This window comes from Leptospira tipperaryensis, from assembly GCF_001729245.1.
Taxonomy (GTDB): domain Bacteria; phylum Spirochaetota; class Leptospiria; order Leptospirales; family Leptospiraceae; genus Leptospira; species Leptospira tipperaryensis.
On sequence record NZ_CP015217.1, the window covers coordinates 82,220 to 100,398 of the forward strand.

General features: G+C 40.1%; 18 protein-coding genes and 3 tRNA genes. 10 read left to right on the forward strand and 11 right to left on the reverse strand.

Annotated features, from left to right (window positions below):
• Window positions 1-418 precede the first annotated feature (418 nt).
• Window positions 419-766: a slr1659 superfamily regulator gene (locus tag A0128_RS00380; RefSeq protein WP_069605720.1), complete on the forward strand. Its 348-nt coding sequence runs from the start codon at window positions 419-421 to the stop codon at window positions 764-766.
• 2 nt (window positions 767-768) lie between these two features.
• On the opposite strand, the gene A0128_RS00385 is transcribed toward A0128_RS00380, so the two are convergent.
• A complete protein-coding gene (locus A0128_RS00385) occupies window positions 769-1,350 on the reverse strand; it encodes a slr1658 superfamily regulator (RefSeq protein ID WP_069605721.1) in 582 nt (193 codons plus the stop codon).
• A 108-nt stretch (window positions 1,351-1,458) separates the two neighbouring features.
• The gene (locus A0128_RS00390; protein ID WP_069605722.1) at window positions 1,459-2,001 is read right to left on the reverse strand and encodes a WbuC family cupin fold metalloprotein; all 543 of its coding nucleotides are present in this window, start codon (window positions 1,999-2,001) and stop codon (window positions 1,459-1,461) included.
• 356 nt (window positions 2,002-2,357) lie between these two features.
• On the opposite strand from A0128_RS00390, the gene A0128_RS00400 reads away from it, so the two are divergent.
• Entirely contained in the window at window positions 2,358-3,254 is an 897-nt protein-coding gene (locus tag A0128_RS00400) for a helix-turn-helix domain-containing protein (protein WP_069605724.1), read from the forward strand.
• A 95-nt stretch (window positions 3,255-3,349) separates the two neighbouring features.
• Window positions 3,350-3,763 carry a DoxX family protein gene (locus A0128_RS00405; RefSeq protein ID WP_069605725.1) on the forward strand — a complete coding sequence of 138 codons (414 nt, stop codon included), beginning with the start codon at window positions 3,350-3,352 and terminating at the stop codon, window positions 3,761-3,763.
• A 115-nt stretch (window positions 3,764-3,878) separates the two neighbouring features.
• On the opposite strand, the gene A0128_RS00410 is transcribed toward A0128_RS00405, so the two are convergent.
• The 5 genes from A0128_RS00410 to A0128_RS00430 form a co-directional block, all read right to left on the reverse strand.
• A tRNA-Arg gene (locus A0128_RS00410) sits at window positions 3,879-3,955 on the reverse strand.
• Between the two features lie 7 nt (window positions 3,956-3,962).
• Window positions 3,963-4,373, reverse strand: coding sequence for a hypothetical protein (locus A0128_RS00415; RefSeq protein ID WP_069605726.1), 411 nt, complete (start codon window positions 4,371-4,373; stop codon window positions 3,963-3,965).
• Entirely contained in the window at window positions 4,327-4,773 is a 447-nt protein-coding gene (locus tag A0128_RS00420; protein ID WP_069605727.1) for a magnetosome magnetite crystal formation protein family, read from the reverse strand. Before A0128_RS00420 ends, A0128_RS00415 begins: the two co-directional genes overlap by 47 nt.
• 45 nt (window positions 4,774-4,818) lie before the next feature.
• Window positions 4,819-4,905: transfer RNA gene (locus tag A0128_RS00425), tRNA-Ser, on the reverse strand.
• A gap of 11 nt (window positions 4,906-4,916) precedes the next feature.
• Window positions 4,917-5,000: transfer RNA gene (locus A0128_RS00430), tRNA-Ser, on the reverse strand.
• A gap of 103 nt (window positions 5,001-5,103) precedes the next feature.
• Between A0128_RS00430 and A0128_RS00435 the strand changes: the two genes are divergently transcribed.
• On the forward strand, window positions 5,104-6,378 hold the full coding sequence (locus A0128_RS00435) for a class I SAM-dependent RNA methyltransferase (RefSeq protein ID WP_069605728.1): 1,275 nt from the start codon (window positions 5,104-5,106) through the stop codon (window positions 6,376-6,378).
• A 97-nt stretch (window positions 6,379-6,475) separates the two neighbouring features.
• Window positions 6,476-7,066: a hypothetical protein gene (locus tag A0128_RS00440; RefSeq protein WP_245667180.1), complete on the forward strand. Its 591-nt coding sequence runs from the start codon at window positions 6,476-6,478 to the stop codon at window positions 7,064-7,066.
• A gap of 53 nt (window positions 7,067-7,119) precedes the next feature.
• On the opposite strand, the gene A0128_RS00445 is transcribed toward A0128_RS00440, so the two are convergent.
• The 3 genes from A0128_RS00445 to A0128_RS00455 form a co-directional block, all read right to left on the reverse strand.
• A complete protein-coding gene (locus A0128_RS00445) occupies window positions 7,120-7,854 on the reverse strand; it encodes a helix-turn-helix domain-containing protein (RefSeq protein WP_069605730.1) in 735 nt (244 codons plus the stop codon).
• Between the two features lie 47 nt (window positions 7,855-7,901).
• Window positions 7,902-8,504 (reverse strand): hemerythrin domain-containing protein, encoded by a 603-nt coding sequence (locus A0128_RS00450; RefSeq protein ID WP_069605731.1) that lies wholly within the window; start codon window positions 8,502-8,504, stop codon window positions 7,902-7,904.
• A 79-nt stretch (window positions 8,505-8,583) separates the two neighbouring features.
• A complete protein-coding gene (locus A0128_RS00455) occupies window positions 8,584-9,882 on the reverse strand; it encodes a hypothetical protein (protein ID WP_069605732.1) in 1,299 nt (432 codons plus the stop codon).
• Window positions 9,883-10,295: 413 nt separating this feature from the next.
• Between A0128_RS00455 and A0128_RS00460 the strand changes: the two genes are divergently transcribed.
• The 5 genes from A0128_RS00460 (at window position 10,296) to A0128_RS00480 (ending at window position 15,847) form a co-directional block, all read left to right on the forward strand.
• Window positions 10,296-11,567, forward strand: coding sequence for a hypothetical protein (locus A0128_RS00460; protein ID WP_069605733.1), 1,272 nt, complete (start codon window positions 10,296-10,298; stop codon window positions 11,565-11,567).
• A 90-nt stretch (window positions 11,568-11,657) separates the two neighbouring features.
• Window positions 11,658-12,344: a hypothetical protein gene (locus tag A0128_RS00465; protein WP_069605734.1), complete on the forward strand. Its 687-nt coding sequence runs from the start codon at window positions 11,658-11,660 to the stop codon at window positions 12,342-12,344.
• A gap of 112 nt (window positions 12,345-12,456) precedes the next feature.
• Entirely contained in the window at window positions 12,457-13,941 is a 1,485-nt protein-coding gene (locus A0128_RS00470) for a HEAT repeat domain-containing protein (RefSeq protein ID WP_069609013.1), read from the forward strand.
• 8 nt (window positions 13,942-13,949) lie between these two features.
• Window positions 13,950-14,993, forward strand: a complete 1,044-nt coding sequence (locus A0128_RS00475) for an LIC_10091 family lipoprotein (protein WP_069605735.1) — start codon at window positions 13,950-13,952, stop codon at window positions 14,991-14,993.
• A complete protein-coding gene (locus A0128_RS00480; protein ID WP_069605736.1) occupies window positions 14,990-15,847 on the forward strand; it encodes an N-acyl homoserine lactonase family protein in 858 nt (285 codons plus the stop codon). Before A0128_RS00475 ends, A0128_RS00480 begins: the two co-directional genes overlap by 4 nt.
• Before the next feature lie 259 nt (window positions 15,848-16,106).
• Here A0128_RS00480 and A0128_RS00485 read toward each other — a convergent pair whose 3' ends face one another.
• Window positions 16,107-18,158, reverse strand: coding sequence for an AMP-dependent synthetase/ligase (locus tag A0128_RS00485; RefSeq protein ID WP_069605737.1), 2,052 nt, complete (start codon window positions 18,156-18,158; stop codon window positions 16,107-16,109).
• Window positions 18,159-18,179 lie beyond the last annotated feature (21 nt).

Sequence of the window (18,179 nt, forward strand, 5' to 3'; positions counted from 1 at the left end):
TTCAACGGTTGTTAACTTTCTTCTCAAAAAAAAACGGAGACGAATTTAGTTTCTCGGTTTTATTTTTTCAAGGGAGTTTCTGAAGATCGGCTTCCCCGAAACCGAAAGTACTATCAATGGGGAAGATAGAGGGCGATTTGGACAAACGACATAATCAGAAAATAGGGGAAGTGGTGCAGAACGAAAGATCGAATGAAACTCAGAGAGGAAAAATCGTCCTATTTCCAAAAACGAGACTTTGGAACTCGGAAAAAATAAGAAAACTCTGTGAGAAATTATTTTTCTAACGAGAATGGATGAAAGACAGGATTTGAGTTCCGTCTTTTTTCTAAAAACGAAGAAATGCCTTCCGACTTTTTATAAAGTTAGGATATGATCTTTAGTGAAAGGATAAGGTTCCTTAGGCAAGTAGATAGAAATGGAAATATCAAAAGAAGATTATTCCGTCGAAACGGAAAAAAATCGCGGAAGAATAAAAATCTCGGGAACGTTGCGCTTACTGAATGTAGAAGAGTATGAACCCATCATCGCCCTCATTGAAACAATACTCGAAGAGTCCGGTCGCGGTAAAGCTATCATCGATATAAAAAATTTAGATTTTTTAAATAGCGCTGGAATCGCGAGCATTTCAAGATTTGTGGCCGGGTATGATAAAAAGAATATCAACAATATTGAAATCAAGGGTAACAAAGAACGTTACTGGCAGATAAAATTCTTAGAAAATTTAAAAAAACTGCGCGCGGAAATTAAGACGAGTTTGGAATAAAATTAAGAACCGAGCGCTTTTCGTTTGCTTCTTTCCACTTCGTTGAGATCCAAATAGGCTCTAACGATAACGTCATAGATTCCGAAAGCAACTTCGTTGATTAGGAAGCCGAGTCGTACTGGGAAATCCTTGGATAAGAGCAAAAGTCCGATTCCGGAATTCAATTCTTTCGCGGAAGATTCTTTTAGTTTGTTTAAGTAAATTTCATCTGAATTCCGATTGATCAGAGCGGAGATTGAATTCTCCAGTTTATTCTTTGAAATTTCATCCGTTGAATTCTTGATTTCAATTTTTAGAATTTCAGAATAGTATTTCAGTTCTAAAAGAATTTCTCCTTTTCTTTCCTTGGAAAATTTCGCCGCGTTCTCTATGAGTTCGTTTAACACGATGGAGATTGTATTGGAAGAATCAGGATCCAGTTTTTCGGGAAAGGAACAAAAATTAGAGATATAATCGGCCGTTAAGGAACAACGTTTCCACTGAACCCTGAGATCCATCGGTCTTAGCTTGAGAGAGAACTCGCTCTCCGATGGAAGAGAATCCGGTATGAGGTTGTAATGACCGTATTTCGCTGGATAACTCATAACTTTTGTTTGGACGTTTAAAATCCAAATATTTCCATTCTTAAAATTGAAATCTCAATCCCGAGATTAGAAAGTCAAAAATCAATTTCAGTTAAAAAACAAGATCCTCTAAAAAAGTTTTCGCAACTGTTCCAAATATTTTTGTTTGTCGGAATCGCTTTCGGCGGGAGCCCAAGAAGCAAAGTCCTTATCGGTCGTAGGATTGTAAGGACCGGATTTCCCTTCGAAACAAATTGCGTTGTCCGAAAGACAAACGAGAGTATGATACACCCCTGGAGTCACATCGATTCCATAAGTCGGTCCTTCCGAACTGAGTCGGTGTGTTTCCATTACCGACCCGTCATCGTTGAAAAGAATAAAGCCAAGACTTCCTTTTATAACAAGAAAAGTTTCCGGTTTGGGCGGAGATTTATGCCTATGGGCTTGAACGTAAGTATCCTTTGTGAGGACGTTGAGGAATCTTTGGTAAACTTCTGAGAGTTCGTGGAAATTGTGATTGGCTCTTCCGCGAGCAGAGGTGCCGGCTTTTTCCAACACCTCTTGAAAAAGAGAATCTGTTATTAATTGTTTAGGCGGTTTGGAGGAGATCGAGTCTGGATTCACAGTACTCAATAAGATAGGATTTACAGGCAGTGCAAGTATTTCCTGCATTCACTCTTTCCATAATTTCTCGATAACCGACGCCTTCTGATTTAGCGGTTTCCACGATTGTTTCGAAAGCAACTTGAGCACAGTGACATTTTTCCATCTGGTTCCAACTCTCTGTTTTAGGGTTCCTTTACAATGTAAATGAGACTCAGTCTTAGTGTCAATTCGTACACTTGGTTTTTTGAGTTTTTTTGTTCGAGCGAAAAAGTCGGGATTTCGATTCTCTTCAAAATGGATCCAAAAGGGCGGATTGGATTTATTGAGAAAAAAATGGGTTTTATGGTTCTCGCTAATAGAATTTGCATTCGAAGAGGGATAGAATGGCTTGAAGAATTGGGTTTAGAGAGAAATCTTTAGGAATGGACCGGCAGAAGCTTACAAAGGTAAAAAGTTCTCAGAAAGAGAAAGATCTCAGGACTTACACTTTACCGGAGTTAGGGACGAGCAATTGGGACGATCTCCTCTACGAACCTCTGGAGAATCTGATTCCAAAAAATCTAAGCTATCCGCACAGACATGACTTCTACGAAATTTTGATCGTTCGATCCGGAACGGGAAAGATTCGGATCGACTCCAGAGAATATTCTTTGTCCGAGAATATGATGTTTTTTCTAACTCCTTATCAAGCGCATCGATCCGAGTGGAGTTCCAAAGCCCAGGGTTCGGTATTGATGTTTAAAGAATCCTTTCTTCTCGCGGATTCGAATTCGAAAGGCCCATGGGAATATCCTTTTTTTCATTCTATAGAATCGACACCTGCATTAGATTTTTCTAAAATACCTTCGATCTTGAACGTTCTCTTACTCTTCGAAGAAGAATGGTCTCGCAAAGAAAATTCTAATCGAAATATTCTTAGAAATTATTCCGAAATTTTGATGATTCTCGCAGAACGTTCTTACGAAGAATTACCGGGAGGAATTTCTTCTAAGACCGGTTCTCTCGTCCGAAAGTTTTTAAAGTTGGTTGGAGAATCTCCGAACGCTTCCAAATCCGTAAGAAACTATGCTTCTAAACTTTTAGTAACCCCGGGACATCTGAATGATACGGTAAAAAAAGAAACCAATCGTACGGCTTCGGATTTTTTAAAGGAAAGAATTAATCTCGAAGCAAAAAGACTTCTTGAACATACTGATGCAAGTGTTGCAGAGATCTCTATCAAACTCGGGTTTAACGATCATTCTTATTTTATAAGATTTTTTAAAAAAGAAAACGGAATCACACCTTCCGAATATCGTATTTCAAGAATCCGCAAATAGTCCCAAACGTTCCGTAATTCGTCCTCTTGTATTTTTAATTCGTCTCAGTCATACTCCTTATAAAGAAAGATAAATCTTTCCTAAGGAGATAGAAAATGGAAAACTTAGAGCAATCGTTTGCAATGCTGGTGTTACGTCTTGCGTTGGGATTTAATATTTTGATTCACGGGCTTGTTCGTATTACGTCTGTAGGAGCTTTCAGAGAGTTTTTAATCAAAGATTTTGAAAATACTCCGCTTCCAACCTGGTCGGTTGCGGCCTTTGGAACCGTCCTTCCTTTTTTAGAAACCGTAATCGGAGCGTTATTAGTACTAGGGTTATTTTCGAAATGGGCTTTGCTTTCCGGCGGATTGCTCATGATCGCGTTGATCTCCGGAAAGTGTCTTCAATCCGATTGGCATACCGTCGGAGTTCAGATGATTTACGTTTTCTTTTATTTCTTTCTGCTAAAGGATTTAGGATTCGATCAGTTCAATTTGGATACCTGGCTCGGTAGAATCGGGAAGTGATCGGAAATCAAAGCGGATTCTAAGATCAAAAATGAAACGAAGCAATTTTAAATTGAAGTTTCTTTTTGGTCAACACGACCAAATTCGTTTCGACTAAGTTGAAGTGGGAAAAAAGTGGTGCGCCCAGAAGGAGTCGAACCTCCGACCTTCTGATCCGTAGTCAGACGCTCTATCCAGCTGAGCTATGGGCGCATGTCGTTTAATGAATATAAGATTCCAATCGAGAAAGGTGTTCTTCAGGAATCCTGAGTGCAATCTTTTTTCCGCTTGTGTAATTGTATAGCAGTAATCCAGAGATTCCTAGATAAATCAAAATCCCCGAGAGATGCACAAGATGACCTAACCAAGGACCGACAACGGGAATCCATGACACCGGAACACTGATCAAAAGGAAGAATAGAAAGTAGAGGAAGTTGATAAACGAAAGTCCGGAATACTTCCGGACGGTTTGATTTTCCCAATAGAAAGTAAAACCGACCAACCAAGTTCCGAAAAAAGGCAAGGAGACTAAATATACGAGAAACCTTTCGGATCTCAGAAAACGATTGGTTGTCTCGGGAAGATTACGGAGAGCCGGTTCGTATTTTTTTAAATAATCTTTGAATTTCATTTTCTAACTCCGGAAAAAAAGGCAGGACATATTTTTCTTCCTGATACGCTTTGAAAGCTCCGAGCACGCTGTAGCCTAAAAATGCAATCCAGGAAACATAACTGATAAAATCGGTGACAATCGGATTGATTCGAATCAAAGACAAGAACCAACTGATTACGGGAAATTCTCGTAAGAACCAAACGAAAGAATAAACTGCAATGAAGGCAATGTTCAACTTCATCGCCTGAACAAGATGGAAGGACGCAAAATCTTGTGCTTTCCGAAAGACCCAAACAAAAAGCCAGCCAAAGAATGGAACGTAGGCGAGCGCGCCGACAAGTCCGGGCAATTCTTCGCTTTTTAAAATTCTCAAAGATTCCTGAATAAATTCCTGGGTTTTGAACCGCTCAGAGGACATAGAGGCGAGGATTCCGGTTAATGGGTAGAATGAAAACAAAAATACCGGAGACGCAGGGATTCGAACCCTGGGTACAGTTACCCGTACGACAGTTTAGCAAACTGCTCCTTTCGGCCACTCAGGCACGTCTCCAAAGGATGTCACGGAGAAGGTAGGATTCGAACCCACGGTGGGATTACCACGACGGTTTTCAAGACCGCTGCTTTAGACCACTCAGCCACTTCTCCTGACGAGAATTACTTTACCGTGAGAAAACCCCCCTGTGTCAAGGTGAATTGTTCTTTGCGCTCTTGGTTCTTTGTTTTTCCTGGAGGGAGGTGTTAGAGTAGGATGAAAACCGAATCTGAGGGGCATAAAGGGAATCCTAAAAAAGGAGATGAAAATAAATTCTCCGAAAAAGTCTTACTCGAGCCGAGGGCTTGGGTCAATCTTGGTTACTCAATTGCTAATTCAAAAGAAGGAACCTTCTTTTTAAAAAATGCAATTCCAGGTGAAACCGTCAGTGCACTTCCGCTCAAAAAGTCCGGTTCCCTTTTTTGGGGAGTCGGCTCTGAAATCATCAAAAATTCTCCTGAGAGAATAGTTTCGGATTGTTCCTCCTTTCCAAAATGCGGCGGTTGTTCGTATCGACACATTTCTTACGAGAAAGAATTGGAAGTAAAAAAGTTTCTTCTCCAGGAAACCTTAGAACGTTCTTTTTTAAAAAATCATATTCAAATTCCTGAAATTGAAATCTTGAGCGGAGATCCAATCGGCTACAGAAACACCGCACAGATTTCATTGGGTTTTTCCGGTTCTAAAAGAATCGCTGGTTTTTACGAAGAATTCTCGCATTTGATCGTGCCTCTTCCCAACGACGGTTGTAAAAATCTTCCGAACGAAATGAATCTTGCCTTTTTAGAATTCTTTCAAAAAGAAAAAACCGGTTCCGCTCCGATTTCAAAAGCAAAAACTCTTTCGTATCGTCTGGACGGCGGAAGAGTCGTTCCTTATAAACAAGAATCCGTGGTTTTTCGCGAGACTATAAGAATCCCGGAACCGAAAGAGATCGTTTGGGAAATTCCTCCCGGCGGTTTCTCCCAAATCAATCGTTTTCTCGTTCCTCTCTGGTTGGAAAAAATATACGAACTTGTTCCGGAAGGTCAGGATTCTATATTAGAATTATATTGTGGATCCGGATTGATCTCGATCGCTCTTCATGATAAAAGCAAGAATTGGATTGGATATGAACTTTCCAAAGATTCCGTAAAACAAGCAAAGAAGAATCTTTCGAAAAACGGTTTATCTGCCCGTGATTTCAAATCATTAAACTTAGAAACAGAATCGATTCCGATGGAAGATCTGAATTCTACTTTTTGGATTGCGAATCCTCCAAGGGCTGGATTGTCTAAAAAGGTTGTTCAAGCTTTCCAAAAGGAGGAACCGAACGGATTTTTATATTCGAGTTGTAACCACACGACGTTGGCTAGGGATTTAAGCGAATTGTGCGGCGATTCTTATTTGATTACAAACGTCGTTCTCTTGGACTTTTTTCCAAGAACCAAACACTTCGAAGTAATAGCGAAGCTAGAAAAAAGAAAAACTCCTTCCTTTTCAAAAAATTAAAGAAAGAGCATTCGAAAATTTATTGATAAAGCTAAGTGTGAGATAAAGTATCTCTTTGAATTTATAAAACAAAAAGTTCTTAGGAGATATTATGCTGATGAATCTGATTTTCCGCCGCGTTTTGGTGATCTCGATCGCACTAACTCTCGGGTTTTTTATTTTTACCCCCGTTTCTGCAGACAGCGCTTGTCAGGGTCTTTCTGCTTCTTCCTGTAAATCAAACGATGATTGTACATGGGTGAGCGGTTACACGAGACAAGACGGAGTTTCCGTTGACGATTATTGCAGAGCTAAACCCGGAAAAGGAAATGGCGACGGAGATCGTAAACCAGTTAAAAAAAGCAAAGATAAAGACGACGATGACGATTCTTCCGTAAAAGAAAAGAAATCTAAAAAGAAAAAAGATAAGGAAGATAACGCGGACGACGAAGACAAAAAGTCAAATCGCAAAAAGAAAAAGGATAAGGATGAAGACGAGTCTGATAAAGACGATGATTCTAAAAAATCCAAAAAGAAAAAGAAAGATAAAGAAGACGATGGGGACGAAGTAAAGAAAGAGAAAAAGTCCAAGAAAAAAGATAAGGACGATGACGATAAAGAGGAAAAGAAATCCAAGAAGAAGAAAGATAAAGACGACGACAAGTCCGACAAAAAATCTAAAAAGAAGAAGAAAAAAGACAAGGACTGATCTTTTGATCGTTTCTCATTTCTATATCAAAAGCCGGAGTTGCTCCGGCTTTTTTATTTAAACCACTGCTTAGGAGTTTTTCCGGTTCTTTTCTTAAACTCGCGGATGAAATGAGCCTGGTCATAGTATCCGGAAACGTATGCAAGATCCGTTAAGTTTTTGCTATATTCCTTGATTGATAATGATTTTCTAAAACGAATGAGATCGGAATATTCTTTTGGGGAAAGGCCGATATAAGTTTTGAAATCTCTTTCCATTTTACTCTGACTAATCCCCAATTCTTTACATAGTGAAGAAATCGAAACTTTTCCATCGGCGGCTTTCATCTTTGAAAGGACGTGTTTGATATAGGGATTAGATTCTTTCTGTTTTTTTAAGTTCTTGTAAAAACGATTCCAGGCCCAGCCGGAAGAAAGATTCTTTGCTCTTTCTTCGATACATTCCGCTCTAAATTCGGAAATCGATTTTGCTGAAAATAAATCTTCCAGACCAATGCTTTGGCCGGTAATTTCTTTCAAAGGTTCCTTGAGAAAAACCGATAACTCATGAGGAGGAATTTGAATCAAAAAAGAATCAACACCTTCTTTAGAAAAGAAAGTTCTTGAACCGGTCAGAATTCCGGTGATTCCAGCAGAATTTAATTCTATCTTCTTTTGATCTTGGACTAAAAAAATACTTCCCTGAGTTTGAATGCCGATGACGCAATTTTCACCGGGTATTATTTCATATTCAGAGGAAAAGGTCTTACGATTCCAATAAAATAGAACTGAATTTTCTTTGTGATTCATGAACTTAACGAATTTATTTTAGATTCTATCTCATCTGAATTTCAAGCTCAATTTGATTTCGAATTTAGAACGGCTCCTGTCATCGATTCGAATCCGTTCCTTTCTCGAGGTGGCAGAGTTGGGGCAATGTATTTTATCCAGAGTTTTAAGTCCGATGCGCTCAGTGAAATTATGATTTGTTTCTGTTGTTCTTCCAATTCAGAATCGGAAAAGTGTTCCCAGATTTTTTTCTGAGTGATCGTCTCTTCGTGCTCCATATGATTGAAATATGAAACTTGAAATGAGATTAACTTATCATAAAATTCTAAAATTTTAGGAGAGAGCGCCTCGGGTTGTTCTATGAGTTCGGAAATGGCTGCGGTTATTTCCTTGAGTTCTTCGATTGTGGTTTCTAATCTTTTGTGTTCTTCTTTGTCTTTAAAGGCAAAGGAAGGATCAATCAAAGCCAATTGTTTTAGTGAAACCGATTCTTCATCCTCCGCGTGTACTTTTAGGATTCTAAAAACTTCTTCGGAAATGGAAATAAAATTCTGTATGTCTTTTGAATCGGACGGATTTGTTTTTCCGGTCTCGAATAACCAAATGGAGAATGCGTTACGGATTCCTCTGTGAGGTAGGTCGTAGATTTTTCTTCGTGATTCATTTTGCATGATAGCCTCCTAAATCTATTGAGAAGACTATCATTTTTGAAACGATAAGAATTGTATAAATTCGTCAAAATTAAAATTTTCAAATACGGATTGAATACCCGATGTTAAAAAAGTAAATTCCCCTTACGATATGTTGGCTTTGGTAATGTTGAATGAGTTCTCTTGAAACGTATTCATTTGGAGAATTGTTCGTTATATAATTGATTGCCGCTTGGTTGAAATAGCCGTGAACCTTTGACGGATCCGTTGTTCTGCCGTCGGTTTGATTTGTATCCTGATATACGCCCGAACTTGGAGTAGAAAGCTGATTGTCCACAAGAGCGGGAGTGGCTCTGTACATCCAATTCAACGCAATGAAAAAATCACTATAGTTGAATTGAATTCTGGGACTTACATCGCTGATTCCTTTTCTACGATCCGTGTTGTCATTTACGTCCTGATATCCGCTCACAAGGCTCGGCGTCACTTGGATCATTCTTCCTTTAAAGTATTCGTGACTGAGCGTCAAACGAAGGTTATGCGTCCCTTGAAAGGCTCCGTTTGTCTCGGATAACATTTTACTGTTAACGGTAAGTTGCGGATTGAGATATTCTAAGAAGGGCGGCTTCCAACCGAAAACAAGATAACCGCGCATAACAAATGAAGGATCATCGACGTTGATAAATAAGAATCCTACCGAAAAGGCGCCGAGCTTTGTTAGATGTTCGTAAGACGTAGCGGTAAATAGATAATCATTTAAACCGTTCTTTTCTTTTCGTAATTTTGTTTCGTTCGGATCGAAACTCAATTGCCCTGTTTGGATAAATTGATTCACGAGTTGTGTTTGATCTTTACCTCCGGATGTATTTTGAAAAAAGCCATCCGAGTCAGTGTTACTACGATCGACTAACGGATTCATTACGGTAAAACCGATTCTGAGTTGCGGAGGAAGTCCTAACAGGTTTACGGAAGAGGTGAGATAATAAGATTCATAATAGTCGGTGTATTTCATATTGTTTCTTCGAGCTTGCCTTTCACCGAAGAGACTGGCTCCTTGAAAAGCTCCATCGTTGGAAAGAAATTGAGTTAGCTGAACTGAATGTTCCGGAAGCGGAGATTTTTCCTCGACCGGCTTTGGAGAAGGAAGGCTTTCATCCGAAGAAATTTCAGGGGCTTCTTCAGTGAGATCCGGGGAAACCTTTCTAACCTTCTCTTTGCGAATTCTAAGAATGATTCCGTCCTCGTCTTCAAATTGAATTTCCGTATTCGATTCTTTAATTATTTTTACCTTCTTAAAAGTTTTTCCACCGACCATTTCGATTTGAACGGAGTAAACGGAAAAAATCGGAAGTAAGAAAATCAGGAAGGAGAATAGAAAACGAAGGAGAGAATAGTTCATTCTTTCATAAAAAATTGACGCAGAATTTTTCCAAATTAAATTAAAGAATCATTATCATTCCTTTCGCCTAATAGTTTTAGAATTTTAATTCTTCTTAGAAAAAAATAAGAACAACTTTGGAAACGGAAAGTCTAAAGACTTTTCCCGCCCCTTATCTTATTTGATATCAAATTAAATATTTCGTGGTTTCGACTGGATTTCAGTAAGCAGATTTTATATCGAACGTTATGGCAAATTGGAAAAAAAAATTCTGCGTTAGTCATTATTTCCTAATTCAAGTTGACTGACTGTTCGTTACAACCGTAGGATTGTTTTGGGCAAAAAACCCGGGCCGGCAGAAGAACGAGAGATGGGATCCTTTAGGGATGTAGTCGTTCTCCAGGGCCATAAATGAAAATGGAGAATAGTGAAAGATGAAAAAAGCTAATTGGATTGCGACTCTTCTGTTTGTGCTCGGATTCGGCGTAGGATCTTTATCCGCGCAGACTCAGGCTCAACTTTTTGCGAAGCCTGGGGTTATTGGAGACTCTTTGAGTCATGGTTTCTTTGGAGCGACAGTAGAGAAAAAAACTCAGGATTGGGCTTATCCGGTTCTGGTCAGCAAACAAGCCGGAGCTTCCGTTTCGTATAACGTTCTGAAAGGACCTTATATTAATTTGGAAGACGTTCTGAAAGGGGATTGTGGTGTTTTCTGTATCGCTGGTTCTATCATTGGTGGTAACGGTTCAACTGTGAGCCTTCCTACCCATGCGGGAATTACAGGAGCTGAATATACTTCCGTTTTGAGAACTTCCGGAAAATGCGAAGACGTCACCGCAACTAAGTGGGATAAACAATGGTATTGGGCAACATGGTACTGGTATACCTATCGTTGGGTACAAGTTCAAGATTGTAAAGAACCTGATAAGTTTCATCAATTTGGTCTTCGGGATTCCGGAACTCAAATTGAGATTATGGAAAAAGTCAGACCTTCTTTTCTTTTTGGAACTGTAGCTGCGAATCATGTTCTCTGTACTGCGCTTTCTACAACAACAGCTTGTTTGGACGAGGCTCGTTATAAAAGAGATATTCGCGAAGTGATGAGAAGACTGGCTGCGATTGGAAGTTTGAAGGGAGGTGTTCTCTTTACAATTCCAAACGTAACTGCGATTGCTTTCTTGGAACCTTATAAGGATCCTCAAGGAAGAGCAAATTACTCCGGCCTGAAAGCATTCTTCAGAAGCTCTGTGTCCGATCCGAACCAAGTCTTAGATGCGAGTGAAGTTGCAACCATTACTAACTTTTTGGCTATGTTGAATAACGAAGTCAAAGCGCAAGGTGCAGCGATGGGATTTGCAGTTGCTGATCTGAAAGTTGTCTTTGATGATATCAAAGAAAACGGACGTATCGTAAAAAGCCCTTCCGGTTGGAGCCCTGGTTACGCTCGCGCAAGCTGGCCGTTACCAAACCAACCAGGAGTTTTTGGTTTAGACGGAGTACACCCGAACATGTTCGGACACTCGGTGTTTGCTAACGAACTGATCAAAGTCATCAACGTACGTTATGGCTTAAATCTGGCTCAAGTAAGCGAATACACCGCTTGGTACTACGACACTCTAAACAGAAATCCGATCGACTTGAAGAAATTCCTGACCGATACAATTTTCGGACAGTTCATTTCTTGGGTAATCGGGATTTTCGTTTAACAAAATTTCTTCCTCGATTTTTAAGGAAGAAGACAGTAAATTTGGAACGTCGCCTTTTAAAGGCGGCGTTTTTTATTTAAAGCGAGTTATATGGAAGTTAGAAAGAAATTAATTTTCGCCGCAATTCTAATTGCATTAGTTCTAATATTATTTATTATTTTTTGGCCCGAAGATCGAAAGAAAAATTCTCTTTCCATGGCGGAGGAGAGCGAAGCCGTATTAAAAACAAAATATTATTCCGAAATGGATCCGTATTTTCCGGACGCGCCGCATCCGTTCAACGAAGACCCTGAATTGGAAGGTCAGGCAAAGCGTCTTTGGCCCGAAGCTTTTCGTCCCAAAAAAACACCCGAAGAAAAGGAACAGATTCGAAAGGAATGGACCGATTTTATCGCAAGATATCCTAAGAATATTTATATTCCATCCGAGTTTAAACCGGCGTTATCCGAAGAAGAAGAAAAAGAAGCGAGAGAAAGACTGGATCATATCGGAAGCGTAGAGGCTAAGAATGCGATTTCCAGATCTTTAGGCAAGTATGCCGAGCCAGGTAACGAACCCAAAGCTCCTACGGATGCCAGCGTAAATCCGAAAGAACAACTTGCTTATGTGAATTATAAAATCGAAGAACTGGAATCTAGAATCCAATTGATTGAATATACGATTCAGCAGGGAAAATTAGATCCGTCTCAGGTTGGAACTGCAAATCAAGACCTTGCCGTATGGAAAAAAGAACTCGCCGGTCTAAAACAAGTCCAGAGTTTGATTCCTCGCTCATAAGTTCGTTATCGATTCGAAAGGATCAATTGTTTAAGTCAAAGGAGAAAACATGCAGTTATTTTTAATCGTTCTTACTTTTGTTTTGAGTTGTGGCGGACCGCCGAGACCTGATTTGCTTCCGATCGCCGAAGAAAGAAAAGAAGTTTCCTTGGAACAAATTTTAAGCGAACTGAAATCGCAAAATCCACAATTGAGGGCTCAGGCTATTTTAGAACTTTCTAATAGAAATCATAAAGCTTCCTTGAATCCAATTCGAGAACTTCTCAAAAACGATTCTAATCCTGCGGTAAAGGGAACCGCCGCGATCGCTTTGGGAACCTGGAAGGACAATTCTTCTCTTCCGGAGATGATCAAACTTTTTAAACCCGAATCCGGTGTTACCCCCGATATCGTTATGGAAGCCTTGTCAAGAATGGAGAATCCATCTTCGGCATTCGCAGTAATCCCCTTTTTGCAATCGGATGATTCTACGCTTCGTTTGATCGCAGTCGATACTCTTGTGAGAATTGGAGCTCGATCTTCCGGAGAAACGATTCTCGGATTGGCGAAAAAAAATAAGAATCCGGAATTTTCAAAAACGTATGCGATGGCATTAGGAAAATTGAAAGTAAGAAGCGCCGAGTCTTATTTGATTGAGCTCGCAAAAACGACCGAACCGTCTCCCACTTTGGCCGCTGCCTATTTGGCTTTGGGAAGAATTTCGAGTAAGAATGCGGTTCCGATTTTGGTTCAAGGGCTTGCGAGCGATTTTGATAAGGGCAGTGAAAATTCGATGCTTGCTCTCATTGAAGTAAGGGATTCTTCCGCGATCCGACCGGTGGTTCCGATTCTAAAAAATAAAAATCGTGAGATTCGTTTTCGAGCCGTTAACGTGCTTTCTGAAATTCCTTCTTCGGAAACTGGACCGTTGACTTTAAAAATACTCGAAGAGAATGAACCGGATTCTTTAGCGCCTGCCTCTTTGGTTTTAGGAAGAATTCATTTTACATCGGCGAGAACGTCGATTGAAAGAAAATTATTAGATTCTAAACTTCCCGATCGAGAAGTGATCGGACAATCTCTCGGTTATATGGGAGACAAAAAGAGTATTCCGGTTTTATTAAGTGTTCTAAAAGAATCGAATGGAGAGGGCCGTTACGGAGCAGCTTGGTCTTTAGGAATCTTACAAGCGACGGAAGCGCTTGAAGATTTGATTGTAGCTTCCAATTCAACGGATCCAAAGCTTTCGGCCCTTGCCGTTGAATCCTTGGGATTGCTCCGTTCTCCAAAGGCGCTTCCGACTCTGACGCGCTTGGTTGAGAACAAACCGAATTCGGCTTCGATTGTGATTCCAGCGATCGCTTCGATTCCCGGAGAAGAATCTCGTAAAATTTTGGAAACCTTCGCCAAAAAAGAAAATGTCGCTCTTCAACAAGTCGCCATTTCGGAATTAGGAAAAAGAAAAGATCCGGCAAGTCTTCCGGTTTTGATGCAAATTTTAGAAGACAATCACGCCTCGAGCTCGAAACTTTTAATGGCTTCCATATCTTCGATCACAGGAAAGAACTTTTACTCTCGGAACGAATGGCTGAACTGGTATAAACTCAACTCAAAGTAACCAGGCTTATGTTTCATATTAAAATGATCCCGATGATTCTATCGGGATTGATCGTCTTTACTTCATTCTGCAAAGCTCCCCCTCCCAGAGATCCTTGGGATGTACCTCCTTTGAACGAGAAAGAAAAATTCTTTCTCGCGCCTTTGATCACCGATGATTTCGATTCTAAGGATCTCGGAGGAAGACACTATCCCGCTTCCAACGAATTGAGGATCGATCTTTTTAAACCGTATATCGAAAATGTAGAAGGCGGTTATCTCGGCGCCGGAACCGATCAAAATTTTACGTTTATCGTTTGGGCGAAAAGTAAATACGCTTGGCTCATGGATTTTGATTACACGATCTGCATCATCAATCGGATTCATCTGTTATTCTTTAAGTTGGCGGCAGATCCGGAATCTTTTCGGGAACTATGGTCCAGGAAGAATAAAAATTCTTCTTTTGAATTGCTCAAAAAAGAATGGGGAAACGATCCGGAATGGAATCTTATCCGAGAAGCTTGGGAAGTCGCGCATCGAGGCAAATCGGATATTCCACAGAGATGGAACGAATTGGATCGAACTTCTCAGAAATTCGGACTCAAGACGTTTATCCATTCTAAGGAAGAATATAACTACGTCCGGAATATGGTTCTTCAAGGAAGAATTCAAATTCTAAAAGGCGATATCAACGCAGAGAAAAGTATGCGATCCGTTTCCGAAAGGGCGGCTCGTTTGAACGTTCCGATTCGAGTCGTTTATCTTTCCAACATCGAAGATTATTTTTCTTACACTCCGGGCTTTCGAGATAATCTTTTGAGTTTACCAACTGATGAAAAAGGAATCGTCTTGAGGACGATGCAAAACGGAACGAAAGAAGAATACGGATCTCCGGATGGAGAAAAAATTCCCGTGGATTACCCTTTGCACTACAATGTTCAGCCTTTAAAAAATCTCCAGCAATGGATGCTTTTGCCGGGACATCTTCATAAGGGAATTCTAATGCAATTTAGAACGCAATTACAAAAAGGTTTTTCAGAAATCAAAAGTAGTCCCTCCGAAACTCTCAAATGAAAAGAATTCGGATCGGGCTTTTTTTTCTATTCTTCTTAGTTTTCTGTGGAGGATATAAAAGTAAGAATGCCGATTTCGCTTCTCGAACCGCAGTAAAAGACTGTAAGTCGAGTTTTGGTCTCTATGTTTTTTCTTACGGAAAAAGCTCCTATCCGAATCAATATCTAAACACGGATGAAGAAGGCGGAAGTCGCGAAATTGTCTATTTGTTTTATTTGATTCGAATTCCAGGAAAGAACATTCTTGTCGATTCGGGATTTGTAAACGATTCGTATAAGAAAAGATTCGGCTTTGTTTCCTTTGAAAAGACGGATGTCCTTCTGAAAAAATGCGGTATCGATCCAAAAGAAATTTCCGATATCGTTCTCACACACTTTCATTTTGATCACGCCGGTGGAATTTTTCTCTTTCCTTCGGCTACGATTCATATTCAAAATCACGATCTAGATCTTTTGACTCAGCAGACTTATTTTCCAAATCAATCGGTCTATCTGAACGGATTAAAAAATCGAAATCAACTTCATTCGTTTAACGGCGCTTATTCGCTTATTCCCGATATGCAGGTCTTATTCACGGGTGGACATACTCCCGGTTCTCAAGCGCTGGAATGGGTCGCTTCTTCTGAAAATCAGTTTTTGATTACCGGCGACGAATGTTATCTGATTCAGGAATGTAAGAATGGGATCGGACTTCCGAAAGTCGCCGCGTTTTCAATGAAAAGGAATCGAGACTTTCTCGAATACGTTCAGATCTTAAGTGGAAAAGGTACTAAGATTTTAACACTGCACGATCCATCGATTTTACAAGAAGGAGAAGAAATTTTTCCCGGAGTTAGAATTCTATTTTCACTTTAGTAAAGATGCGGATCTCGTGTTTTCTGTAAATTCCTCTCTGATAAACCTTTTACCCGACTCGACGTTCTCGATAGAGTCGATTGCGAAAAGACACAAAAGTTAGCGGGCTTTACAAAATATACGCTAAGCGTTTTTCAAATTTCTTGATTCAAGCTTTCGTCTCGGATTGAATTCTTCTTTTATCAGTTCTCCGTACATAAAAAAGCCCGAAGCAAAGTTTCGCTTCAGGCTTTTTTAATACGAAAGAGAATTTTGAAAATCAGTCTTTGTCGTAGACTTTCTTAATTTCTTTGCTGTATTTTTCAGTGATTACGTGACGTTTCATTTTGAGAAGGTTAGTCAACTCGTCTCCCACTTCAAAAGGTTTCTTAGTGAGGATTACGTGCTGAACCTGCTCGAAAGATTTGAATCCGGTCTTAGTGCTGTTATAGCTACGAACTTCTTTTTTATAGAAGTCTATCACTTTAGGATGTTTAATCAATTCTTCCACTTTGGAAACATCGATTCCGTTTTCCTTGCACCATTCTGCCAACTGATCCACATCAGGAACGATGATCGCACCGAGAACCTTCTGATCTTGACCAATCACCATCGATTGTTTGATAAAAGGTGATTCGTCCATTTTGTTCTCAATTGGAACCGGTTCTACGTTTTCACCACCCAAAAGCACCACCGTGTCTTTCGCTCTTCCGGTCAGAGTCAGTGTTTTCTTGTAGTTGATAAATCCGATATCTCCGGTGTTCATCCATCCGTCTACGATGGTCTTCTTAGTAACTTCAGGATTCTTAAAATAACCCTTCATTACTTGAGGTCCTTTTACAAAAACGACTCCTTTCTGTCCCAACTTCCCTGCAAGAACTTCATACTTGTCGTTGATGTGGGTAAGAACGTGACCGTTATCGTCTTTGATTATCAGTTCGGATTTAGGAACTAAGAATCCAACGGATCCGATGATCGGCTTTACGAAAGGACGTACGGAAATTACGGGACTAGTTTCCGTCATTCCATAACCTTCGAGAACCAGCATCCCGATATCGTTGAAGAAGTTATCCACGTGTGATTGGAGCGCCCCTCCGCCTGACATCGATCCTTTCAGTCTTCCGCCGGTTGCGGCTCGAATTTTAGAAAGTACGACTGTGTCCAAAGTTTTTGCGTTAAAGATCAAACCAAGACCCGCGATCGTAAAGAAAAGCGCGTTTGGAAGATGAACTCCGTAAGCAGGCAGAGCCAAATAAGCTAAAATTGCCAAGGCGCTTACCGTAAACGGCCCCATCAGAATCACGAGGAAAAAGGATTTAATTCCTATCGCTAAAGATTTGAAAATATTTCTGTTTTCATAATCCACTTCCAACCCTTTTAAGAATCTCAGAGAAGAGTTGTAGTGTTTTGAAAAGAAATACGCCAGTTTAAACAAGGCCCTTCTTACAGGAGGTGTTTGTTTTGGATCGTTTACTTTGTTGTAAATTCCCGTATAAACACTTTCCCAAACCCGAGGAGCCGATGCCATGAAGGACGGTTTTGCTTTCGCTAAATCGTTTTTCAGATCGGATACTTTGGTGTAGTATGTTTGAATTCCGCTCGAAATTGCACCATATTCGTTTACTCTTTCGAATATATGCCAAATCGGTAATATAGAAAGCATACTGTCAGTAGGTTTGATATCCGTCAAAAGCATAGGAACAACATAAATCATCTGGTGAATCATGTTGGAATGCATGAGCATAACACCTTTCGGCATTCCGGTAGTTCCGGAAGTATAGATCAGAGTAAAAAGATCGTCGGGTTTAATTTCCTCGATTCTTTTCTCCGCTTTTCTTCCGCCTTTGGCTCTGAGAGCTTTTCCTTCCTCTATCAAATCGTAAATCTTATGGATATTTTTTCCCTTTGCTGTGGAAGCCTTATCCATAATGATAATAGATTCAATTTTTGGAATTTTCGATTTAACCTTGTTGAACTTTTCGAGCATCTTATCGTTTTCAATGAATACGATTTTTGCTTCCGAGTGGTTTAGGATATATTCCAATTCAGATTCAGTAACATCAGTTCCTCTCGGTACATTAGCTGCACCGGAAAACTGAACTGCATAATCCGTGACTATCCATTCGAGTCGGTTGTCCGCTAATACGGCAACATGCTCTCTTGCCTTTAATCCCAAGTGGATCAAAGCTTCAGCGAGCGCAATTCCCATATCATAAAGCTGTTTATATGAGGTCGGGTGGAATTCTTTATCCTCTCCCTTGCTCCAGAATACGGGTCGATCTCCAAATTTCTCGGTGGATTGTATTAACATATCCGCGAGGTTTTTATACATTTCCAATTCCTCTTTAGTGAG

Bases quoted from the DNA above. Each gene is read 5' to 3' on its own strand.
- A0128_RS00465 (WP_069605734.1), top strand. From the start codon at position 11,658: ATGGAAGTTAGAAAGAAATTAATTTTCGCCGCAATTCTAATTGCATTA.
- A0128_RS00435 (WP_069605728.1), top strand. From the start codon at position 5,104: ATGAAAACCGAATCTGAGGGGCATAAAGGGAATCCTAAAAAAGGAGAT.
- A0128_RS00475 (WP_069605735.1), top strand. From the start codon at position 13,950: ATGTTTCATATTAAAATGATCCCGATGATTCTATCGGGATTGATCGTC.
- A0128_RS00380 (WP_069605720.1), top strand. From the start codon at position 419: ATGGAAATATCAAAAGAAGATTATTCCGTCGAAACGGAAAAAAATCGC.
- A0128_RS00405 (WP_069605725.1), top strand. From the start codon at position 3,350: ATGGAAAACTTAGAGCAATCGTTTGCAATGCTGGTGTTACGTCTTGCG.
- A0128_RS00455 (WP_069605732.1), bottom strand. From the start codon at position 9,882: ATGAACTATTCTCTCCTTCGTTTTCTATTCTCCTTCCTGATTTTCTTA.
- A0128_RS00480 (WP_069605736.1), top strand. From the start codon at position 14,990: ATGAAAAGAATTCGGATCGGGCTTTTTTTTCTATTCTTCTTAGTTTTC.
- A0128_RS00420 (WP_069605727.1), bottom strand. From the start codon at position 4,773: ATGTCCTCTGAGCGGTTCAAAACCCAGGAATTTATTCAGGAATCTTTG.
- A0128_RS00460 (WP_069605733.1), top strand. From the start codon at position 10,296: ATGAAAAAAGCTAATTGGATTGCGACTCTTCTGTTTGTGCTCGGATTC.
- A0128_RS00390 (WP_069605722.1), bottom strand. From the start codon at position 2,001: ATGCAGGAAATACTTGCACTGCCTGTAAATCCTATCTTATTGAGTACT.
- A0128_RS00445 (WP_069605730.1), bottom strand. From the start codon at position 7,854: ATGAATCACAAAGAAAATTCAGTTCTATTTTATTGGAATCGTAAGACC.
- A0128_RS00415 (WP_069605726.1), bottom strand. From the start codon at position 4,373: ATGAAATTCAAAGATTATTTAAAAAAATACGAACCGGCTCTCCGTAAT.
- A0128_RS00440 (WP_245667180.1), top strand. From the start codon at position 6,476: ATGAATCTGATTTTCCGCCGCGTTTTGGTGATCTCGATCGCACTAACT.
- A0128_RS00400 (WP_069605724.1), top strand. From the start codon at position 2,358: ATGGACCGGCAGAAGCTTACAAAGGTAAAAAGTTCTCAGAAAGAGAAA.
- A0128_RS00485 (WP_069605737.1), bottom strand. From the start codon at position 18,158: ATGTATAAAAACCTCGCGGATATGTTAATACAATCCACCGAGAAATTT.
- A0128_RS00385 (WP_069605721.1), bottom strand. From the start codon at position 1,350: ATGAGTTATCCAGCGAAATACGGTCATTACAACCTCATACCGGATTCT.
- A0128_RS00450 (WP_069605731.1), bottom strand. From the start codon at position 8,504: ATGCAAAATGAATCACGAAGAAAAATCTACGACCTACCTCACAGAGGA.